Below are 283 nucleotides of genomic sequence, written 5' to 3'. Positions count from 1 at the left end.
AAAAAATTAGAAAAGTGGACAGCGCGACATAGTGAGGAGGTGGATGCACTAGATATCGCTCTTCTGCAACTCAGAAACAAGTTGGACGAGCAGCAGGAGAAGTTTGTGACAATCTCTCAACAACATGCAGCGAGACAAGAACTCGTCCAAGTGCTACAGGAAGAAGCAGACGAAAGAGACAGAGAACAGACGATGCGACTTTCCCAGAACAAAGCAGCACTCATCATACAGCAGTGGTGGCGGAAGATACTGCTTCTGAAAAAAGTGCACAAGACTGCTAAAG

General features: G+C 46.3%; 1 protein-coding gene. It reads left to right on the top strand.

Going from position 1 to position 283, the window contains the following annotated elements; all coding sequences use genetic code 11:
- Positions 1 to 283: hypothetical protein (locus tag P2081_RS20705; protein ID WP_278924671.1), on the top strand; the 283-nt coding region annotated here is incomplete at both ends.

This window comes from Pseudophaeobacter profundi (assembly GCF_029697505.1).
GTDB classification, from domain to species: domain Bacteria; phylum Pseudomonadota; class Alphaproteobacteria; order Rhodobacterales; family Rhodobacteraceae; genus Pseudophaeobacter; species Pseudophaeobacter profundi.
This window is presented reverse-complemented; position numbering and strand designations above follow the sequence as displayed.